4 protein-coding genes and 2 pseudogenes are annotated in these 8971 nt (G+C 59.8%); 5 read left to right on the top strand and 1 reads right to left on the bottom strand.

What is annotated here, in order from left to right:
- The first annotated feature begins 202 nt into the window (after positions 1 to 202).
- From BTM36_RS02705 to BTM36_RS02715, 3 genes are read left to right on the top strand one after another with little or no spacing between them, the layout of a single operon-like run.
- Positions 203 to 4594, top strand: a complete 4392-nt coding sequence (locus tag BTM36_RS02705; protein ID WP_077235126.1) for a filamentous hemagglutinin N-terminal domain-containing protein — start codon at positions 203 to 205, stop codon at positions 4592 to 4594.
- 41 nt (positions 4595 to 4635) lie between these two features.
- Positions 4636 to 6492: a hypothetical protein gene (locus BTM36_RS02710; protein ID WP_077235127.1), complete on the top strand. Its 1857-nt coding sequence runs from the start codon at positions 4636 to 4638 to the stop codon at positions 6490 to 6492.
- Positions 6489 to 6992: a hypothetical protein gene (locus BTM36_RS02715; RefSeq protein WP_254426895.1), complete on the top strand. Its 504-nt coding sequence runs from the start codon at positions 6489 to 6491 to the stop codon at positions 6990 to 6992. The genes BTM36_RS02710 and BTM36_RS02715 overlap by 4 nt, the downstream gene beginning before the upstream one ends.
- A gap of 119 nt (positions 6993 to 7111) precedes the next feature.
- Here BTM36_RS02715 and BTM36_RS02720 read toward each other — a convergent pair.
- A pseudogene (locus tag BTM36_RS02720) lies at positions 7112 to 7339 on the bottom strand (integrase core domain-containing protein); the annotation flags it as partial.
- On the opposite strand from BTM36_RS02720, the pseudogene BTM36_RS28880 reads away from it, so the two are divergent.
- Positions 7315 to 7629: pseudogene (locus tag BTM36_RS28880) on the top strand (hemagglutinin repeat-containing protein); the annotation flags it as partial. The pseudogenes BTM36_RS02720 and BTM36_RS28880 sit on opposite strands and share 25 nt — an antisense overlap.
- Before the next feature lie 175 nt (positions 7630 to 7804).
- The gene (locus BTM36_RS27560) at positions 7805 to 8932 is read left to right on the top strand and encodes a hypothetical protein (RefSeq protein ID WP_254426897.1); all 1128 of its coding nucleotides are present in this window, start codon (positions 7805 to 7807) and stop codon (positions 8930 to 8932) included.
- Positions 8933 to 8971: the final 39 nt, after the last annotated feature.

Here is an 8971-nt window from a genome sequence, read left to right on the forward strand (position 1 = left end):
TGAATAAACGAGTTTTGATAGCTTCCCATTGGTGTTGGATTTTTCCGACAGGAAAGCTTCTTGATTTGGGGGAAATTGGTCAATCCTCGTTAACCTAAATTAACATCTGGACCCTGGCAAGAAAAATCTTGCCAACCGGAAATGACACACAACGAGGGGTTCGTTGCATAGCCGGTCATAAAAACATTGCATCAGGGCGTCCATGAACCGTCAGCGTTACAAGCTGGTTTTCAACCGGCATCGCGGCCAATTGATGGCTGTCGCAGAAATTGCTTCCAGTGTCCAGCACCACGGCCGCACCTCGGCACCGGGCGTCGGCCCGGCGGATTGGCTCCCGTCGGTCCTGCGCTTTTCGCGCCTTGCGGTTACGCTCGCGCTGGCCCTGAACACCGTGGCCCACGCGCAGATCCTGGGCGACCGCAATGCCCCGCGCAACCAGCAGCCGACGGTCCTGGTCACGCCCAATGGTGTGCCGGTGGTCAACATCCAGACGCCCAGCAGTGCCGGGGTTTCGATGAACCAGTACCGCCAGTTCGATGTGGGCGCCAATGGCGTCATCCTCAACAATGCCCGGGTCACCACCGCCACCCAGCTGGGCGGGCAGGTCGCCGGCAACCCCTGGCTGGCCACGGGCGCGGCACGGGTGATCGTGAACCAGGTCAATTCGACCAACCCCAGCTATCTGCGTGGCTACCTGGAAGTGGCCGGCGCCCGTGCGCAGGTCGTCGTAGCCAACCCGGCCGGCATCAGCTGCGCCGGCTGCGGCTTCATCAATGCCAGCCGCGCGACCCTCACCACGGGCGTACCTCAGGTCAACAACGGCAGCCTGGAGAGCTATCGCGTCGCCGGTGGCACGGTGAGCATCGACGGCAACGGCATGGATGCCAGCCGCACCGATTACGCAGAGATCATTGCCCGCGCCGTGCAAGTCAATGCCGGCATGTGGGCGCCGGAACTGAAGGTCAGCGCCGGTCTGAACACCGTCAGCGCCGACCATACCAGCGTCGTCCCCGGCGTCGCACCTGCCGATGGCCAGCCCGCTATCGCCATCGACGTGGCACAACTGGGCGGGATGTACGCCGGTCACATCTACCTCACCTCCACCGAACACGGCGTGGGCGTGCGCAATGCCGGCACCATCGGCGCCTCGGTCGGGCAAGCCGTGGTCACCGCCGATGGTCGCCTGGAAAACAGCGGGGCCATCAGCGCCACCGGCCCGCTGGCGCTGCAAGCCAGCGGCGGTGTGCGCAACAGCGGCGAACTGGGCAGCAAGAGCGTAGCTACCATCAGTACCAGCACGCTGGACAATGCCGGCAGCATCACCAGCGCCGGCACGCTGGCGGTACAGGCCAGCGACGCCATCCTCAATACCGGCAGCGTTGGCGGCGAGGGTGGTGTGCAGATGACGGCCGCCAGCATCGACAACCGCAACAGCATTGGCAGCAGTGCGGGACTGACGTTGCAAGCCAGCGGCAACACTGGCCATATCGGCAATAGCGGCACACTGCAGGCGACGCGGGATGTGACGATCAACGCCGCAACAGTGGATAACAGCGGCACCGTGCGCGCCAGCCAGGGTGCGCTCCAGGTCACCAGCAGCGCAACTGCCACCAACAGCGGGCGCATCGAAGCCGGCCTGTCCATTGCGGTCAAGGCAGCAAGCCTGGACAACACCGCCAGAGGCAGCATCAATGCCGTCGATGGCCTGCGTATCGAGGCCACGCAAGCCATCCGCAACAGCGGCAGCCTGGGCGCCAATACCGCCGTCGACATCCAGGCCGCGACCCTGGACAACGGTGGCACGGTCAATTCGAGTCGCGATGCGGTCAACATCAGCACCAGCGGCCAATTGAGCAACCGGGGGCAGATCAATGCCAACCAGGCGCTGAGCCTGACCGCCGCCGGCATCGACAACCGTACCGGCACGCTCAATGCCAATGATGTCCGCATCGACAGCCAGGGCCAGCGTATGGACAACAGCCAGGGCCAGATCATCGCCCGGCGCGACCTGAACATCACCAGCGGCACGCTGGAGAACAAGGGCGGCAGCATCGCCGCGCAAGGCAAGCTCACCATCCGCAGCGCCGATCTGGGCAATGACGGTGGCCTGCTGCAGGCCGGTGACGCGCTCAACATCGATGCCGGCAGTAGCACCATCCGCAACACCAACTCCGGCAGCGACCGCGGCATCGTGGCGCAAGGACCGCTGAGCATCACGGCGGGCGCACTGGTCAACCGTGGCAACGTCTCCGCCGACGGTGACATGCGCCTCAAGACCGCCAGCCTGGACAACGACAGTGGCGTCATCGGTAGCAATGGCCAGCTCACGGTGCAGGGCGATACGCTGCTCAATCGCGGCGGCAAGCTGCAGGCCAGGCAGGGCGTGGACCTGCAGCTGGGCAGCGGCAGCGTGGACAACAGCAGTGGCTTGATGCGCAGTGACGGCACCGTCAACGTACAAGCCGGCAGCGTGCGCAACGACAACACGCAAGGCCAGGACCAGGGCATGGAAGGCGCCACCGTCACCGTGGGTGCCGCCGACATCAGCAACCGCCAGGGTGCGGTGCGTGGCGACAACATCGCCATGACGGCCAGCAACCGCATCGACAACGGCGGCGGCCTCCTCTCCGCCACCGACAGCGTCAGCCTTGGCGACGCCAATCCGGCGGCACGCGCGCTGGTGATCGACAACAGCAACGGCACCGTGATCGCGGGTCGCCAGACCAGCCTGCTGGCGTATTCCTTCACCGGCAGTGGCAAGGTGCTGAGCCAGAAGGACCTGCGCATCGACCTGGTCGCCTCCATCCTTCACACTGGCCAGATCGGTGCCACCGGCGACGCCACCATCACCACCAGCGGCACCTTCACCAATGCGGGCGCGGTCGGCGCCGGTGGCACGCTGGCCCTGACGGCCGCCACCATCGACAACCAGGCCGCCGGCTCGCTGGTGGGCAACACCCTGAAACTGAAGGCCACCGATGTCCACACCTTCATCAACCGGGGCCTGATCGACGGTGTCAACACCGTCATCGAAAGCAGCACCGTCAACAATCTCGGCACCGGCCGCATCTATGGCGACAACATCGCCATTGGTGCGGACGTATTGAACAACCAGGCCGAGACCCTCAACGGCGTGACCAGCGCTCCCGTGATCGCGGCGCGCAACCGCCTCGACATCGGCGCCGGCGTCATCAACAACAGCGAACATGGGCTGATCTACTCGATGGGCGACATGGCCATCGGTGGCGCCCTGGACGCCAACAAGAAAGCCACCGGCGCCGCCCGCGAAATCAACAACAGCAGCGCCACCATCAACGCCGACGGCAACCTCACCATCGCCGCCGGCAGCATCAACAATACCAATGCGCACCTGGAGACCAGCGATCAGACGGGGCCGGGCAATCGGATTGTCAGCTTCCGACTCAATGGCTCGTCGCAGCTGATCGATTCCGCTTCTGCCCGCATCTACAACAAGGGCAATGGGCAAGTACTCACCGCTGAAAACTGGCGCAGCATGGGTGACGAAGACAACTTCCGTCTCTTGCTGCCTTCGGCCCAATATCCCTTCGAGCGTTACGGGCCACCCTTTGACTACAGCCGCGGCACAGGCGGGACGGGCTTCTTCTCATCCTTCATTGCCGGTGTGGGCGACGCCTATGTTCCCGAACTCGCTTCCGAGTACAACGAAAACCACGACATCACCGTCGTCGGCCATCCCGAGAGTTTCAACTATGGCCCCAACGACAGGATATGGGACGTCTTCGCTGTAGCTCGACCCACCGCCGAAGTGCCGCCGCAGCCGCAGATACCGACCAGCATCCTCATGTGCGACGGCAACGAGAGTTGCATCAACAATTCCCCCGACTACCAGCAGTGGAAGGCCGCCGTCGCCAACCGCGATGCCATTCGCGCGGCGCAATTGCCCTATTACGAAGCCCTCAACCAAGCCATCAAGGACTTCAATACCAACCTGGCCAGTCGCCTCGTCGGGGAATGGACCATCTACGACGGCACCGAACAGATCACCCGCACCGTCGTCACCAGGAGCGACCCCGGCATGATCACCTCCGGCGGCAACATGCAACTGGCGGCCGGCAGCATCAACAACTACGCCAGCCAGGTGATTGCCGGCGGCACCGTGGCCGGCGACAGCATCAACGGCACCGCGATCAACAACACCGGCCCGCTGGGCCGGCAGCGCGTGGTCTCCACCGGCTCGGCCAGCTATACCTATGTCAAGAGTCACGCCTTTAGTTCCGACGACCGTCGCTACGACGACGCGCCTTACCAGTCGCAGGACATCGTCACCAACTTCCCGCTTGACATCACACCCACCAGTGGTGCCGGACCCAACCGCGCCAGCTCGGTACGAGCGGTGGCCTCGTCCGTCTCCGGCGCGGCGGGCGCCAGTGCCAGCGGGGTCAGCGTGCGCATCGCCAACCTTGATCTGACCCTGCCCGACAACGCGCTCTACCGCATCAACGCCGGACCGGCGCAGCGTTATCTGGTGCAGACCGACCCGCAGTTCGTGGGATCACGCAACTGGGCATCATCGGACTTCATGCTCAACCAGCTGGCGGCAGCGCCACGATAGGTGCCTCTCCCGGAGGAAGCATCAGCGCCAGCCGCAGCCGCGTGGATGCGGACTATGCGAGCGTAGGCCAGCAGTCGGGGATCGAAGCTGGCAATGGTGGGTTCCAGATCAACGTCAAAGGCAATACTGATCTGAAGGGCGCCCAGATCGCCAGCACGGATCAGGCAGTGGAGCAAGGCAAGAACAGTCTGACCACGGGCACGCTGACCACCAGTGATCTCCAGAACCGCAGCCAATACTCAGCCGACAGCATCAGCGTGAGCAGAGGTCAGGCCGAAGGCAAGCCGACCGGCGGCATCGGCGGCGGCATGGCTTCCGGCGGCGAGAGCAGCGTCACCCGCAGCGGTGTATCGGGTGGTGCGGTGACGATCACCGATGCGCAGGCGCAGCAAGACCGAACGGGCCAGAGCGCAGACCAGGCAGTGGCATCACTGGATACGTCGGTGCGCACCGGCAAGGACAGCAGCAACAGCCTGACGAAGAACTGGAACGGGGATCAACTGCGGGAAGAGGTTGAGGCGCAGACGAAGATCACGCAGGCGTTTTGGCAGCAGGCGGCCAAGATGGTCGGTAGCTATGCCGATACCAAAGAGGGTGAGCTACGACGGTCGGCCCTTAAGGCAGCGCAGGACGGTGATCAGGCCGAAGCGGATAAGTTGAGCGCTGAGGCCGATCAGTGGAAAGAAGGCGGAGCCTATCGGGCAAGTGCGCATGCGGCCATTGGCCTGCTTGCGGGCGGAGTTTCTGGGGCATTGGGCGCGGCGGCCAGTTCGGCGTTGATGCCAGATCTTGCCGAACAGATCAAGACGCTAGGACTGCCGCCGGCTGTAGAGAGCGCAGTATCTCTTGCGGCAGCCGCGGCAATTGGTACAGCAGTGGGAGGAGGCGCTGGCGCCGCTGGTGCTTACAACGTTGATTTGAATAATCGGCAGGCGCGTCCCGCTGAGATTGAAAAGATCAAACAACTTGCTGATGGCGATCCCAAAAAAGAAGCGCGACTTCAAGCTGCAGCATGCGCCTTATTCCGTTGCTGGCAGGAGTTTGCGCCCGGGACTCCCGAGTATGCGAATGCGAAGTCAATGGGAGATTGGGGTAGCAGCGCATATGTGACTGCTGAATATAAGCAGTTGGAATTAGCGAGGAGCCTGGGACTCTTCGATTACTCCGCTCCAGATCTGGCGCTTGATCTTGGGAAGTTAGCTAAAAATACTGTCATACAGCTGGCTCAGGATTTCAAACAGGTCGCCATCCAGATCGCGACACATGGCCCCAATGCGTTGCCACCTGATTTGCCTCCACGTGACCCATGGGATACGAGCGGACCTTCAGGAACGGCTGCTGCAGTCGTCACCCCGCCAGTGGTTGCTTGCACTCCGAATGGGGGATGTGTTGTGACGCCGCCGGTTGCTATGCCGGGCCATGTTTACGCCTCTACCGGTAACTCTAGTGACAGTTCACAGAATGGTGGCGAAAGCACGGCAGGAAAGGATGAGGCGAATTCTGCAACTGTCGAGCGTCCAACCCCAAGATCGTCAGAGATTGATGTTGGCACAGATATCGGGCCGAACTATACTCCGCAAGTAAGTTATCTGAAAGGAAAGCAGGTTCCTTACGGCACAGCTGGAAGTGTGCGGCCGGACTATGTAGGGGCAGATGGCTCTTTAAGTTTTGAAGTAAAAAATTACAATATCCAAACCAACACAAGTGGTTTGATTAAGAACGTCTCACAGCAAGCAATTCAACGGGCGGAAAATTTGCCAACTGGGATGGTTCAGCACGTGGTTATTGATGTGCGGGGGCAAACAGTTACGGATAGTCAGAAAATTCAGATTATTCAGGGAATAGTACAGAAATCAAACGGCATAATTTCTCCGACATCTATAAGGTTTAAACAATGATGAGGGTTATAGGAATTGAAGGTGGGCACTCCGTTTACGAAACAGGTACGGTATCAGACTTCGTTCTGTTTTTTGAGTGTCTTGAGTATTTTGTCGTTAAGGAGAATTCCGACCAAGACTGGAATCTGTTGGTTGATCGTTTTTATCGACGCTACCTCAAACTAGAAGAGTTAAATCCTGCTTCAATTTTGATGAAGCAGGCGGAGGAGATTTTTGGTAAGACAGCAAGTTCGGAGGTGGCTTGGAAACAGGAATTAATTGACGATAAAAGAAAGACATGGCTTGACCCAAGTCGTGTCAACTTGGCTGATGTGTTTGGTAATTTTTTTGATAATTTTAGAAAGGCCAAGGAGTCATCGATTTCCTTTTTTGATGCTTTCAAAATATATCAACCGGTCAAAATTGTTCCTGCGGATCTTGCAGGCATTGCTATAGAAAATGCGCGATCTCTACAGGAATACGACGCCTTGGGCGGAAAGCCATTTTGGCTACCTCAGTGAGTGCTGCAATGTGAGAGGTGGCTACGCGGTTAGTGCTAAATCCAAGGTAGTCCAAGATTTTGTCCGCACCCCCACTTTTGGAGTGAACCCCTCGGGCTGGACCAAGGTTGATCGAGAAACTAAGCCGCTTGCCGAGCCAGTTGTGCTTCGAATTGGTTAGGTGATTGATAGCCCAGCGCCGAGTGCATACGCCGTTGGTTGTAAATCTCTTCGATGAAGTATGGCAGTCTCGCTGCCACGTCGTCGAATTTCTCATATCCGGCCAGATAAACCTCTTCGACCTTAAGCGTCTTCATGAAGCTCTCCGCCTGGGCGTTGTGATATGGATTGGCTGGAGCACTCATCGATCCTATCAGACCAAATTCCTCTAAAGAATCCCGGTATAAGGCACTGGCATGATAGCGCCGCGGGCGAGATACAAAAGGGACTGGCGCAAGACAGCGCCAACATCGGCATCAGCGCCACGCTGGGCAGTAGCCAGAACAGCACGCGCAGCGAACAGAATACGGTGACGCAACGTGGTTCGACGGTGAGCTCGGGCGGCAACATGAGTATCCGCGCCACGGGTGATGGCACCAACAGCAACATCACCATTGCCGGCAGCGAGATCAATGCGGGCGGCAATCTGGCGCTGAAGGCCGATAACGACATCAACCTCATCGCTGCACAAAACACCGACACCCAGAACAGCAGCCGACAGCATCAGCGTGAGCAGAGGCCAGGCCGAAGGCAAGCCGACAGGCGGCATCGGCGGCGGCTTGGCTTCCGGCAGCGAGAGCAGCGTCACCCGCAGCGGCATATCGGGTGGTGCGGTGACGATCACCGATGCGCAGGCACAGCAGGACCGCACGGGGCAGAGCGCGGACCAGGCAGTGGCATCACTGGATACGTCGGTGCGCACCGGCAAGGACAGCAGCAACAGCCTGACGAAGAACTGGAACGGGGATCAACTGCGGGAAGAGGTTGAGGCGCAGACGAAGATCACGCAGGCGTTTTGGCAGCAGGCGGCCAAGATGGTCGGTAGCTATGCCGATACCAAAGAGGGTGAGCTACGACGGTCGGCCCTTAAGGCAGCGCAGGACGGTGATCAGGCCGAAGCGGATAAGTTGAGCGCTGAGGCCGATCAGTGGAAAGAAGGCGGAGCCTATCGGGCAAGTGCGCATGCGGCCATTGGCCTGCTTGCGGGCGGAGTTTCTGGGGCATTGGGTGCGGCGGCCAGTTCGGCGTTGATGCCAGATCTTGCCGAACAGATCAAGACGCTAGGACTGCCGCCGGCAGTAGAGAGCGCAGTATCTCTTGCGGCAGCCGCGGCAATTGGTACAGCAGTGGGAGGAGGCGCTGGCGCCGCTGGTGCTTACAACGTTGATTTGAATAATCGGCAGGCGCGTCCCGCTGAGATTGAAAAGATCAAACAACTTGCTGATGGCGATCCCAAAAAAGAAGCGCGACTTCAAGCTGCAGCATGCGCCTTATTCCGTTGCTGGCAGGAGTTTGCGCCCGGGACTCCCGAGTATGCGAATGCGAAGTCAATGGGAGATTGGGGCAGCAGCGCATATGTGGCTGCTGAATATAAACAGTTGGAATTAGCAAGGAGTCTGGGACTCTTCGATTACTCCGCTCCAGATCTGGCACTTGACCTTGGGAAGTTAGCTAAAAATACTGTCATACAGCTGGCTCAGGATTTCAAACAGGTCGCCATCCAGATCGCGACACATGGCCCCAATGCGTTGCCACCTGATTTGCCTCCACGTGACCCATGGGATACGAGCGGACCTTCAGGAACGGCTGCTGCAGTCGTCACCCCGCCAGTGGTTGCTTGCACTCCGAATGGGGGATGTGTTGTGACGCCGCCGGTTGCTATGCCGGGTTATGTTTATGCATCTACTGGTAATACTAGCGGTGGTGACCTGCTCCCCGAGATTAGTACGGCAATGATGTAGAGTCTGCCCCATACGGAGGCAGCATGAAGAAACGATTTA

This window comes from Herbaspirillum sp. VT-16-41 (genome assembly GCF_001994935.1).
Classification (GTDB): Bacteria; Pseudomonadota; Gammaproteobacteria; order Burkholderiales; family Burkholderiaceae_D; genus Herbaspirillum; species Herbaspirillum frisingense.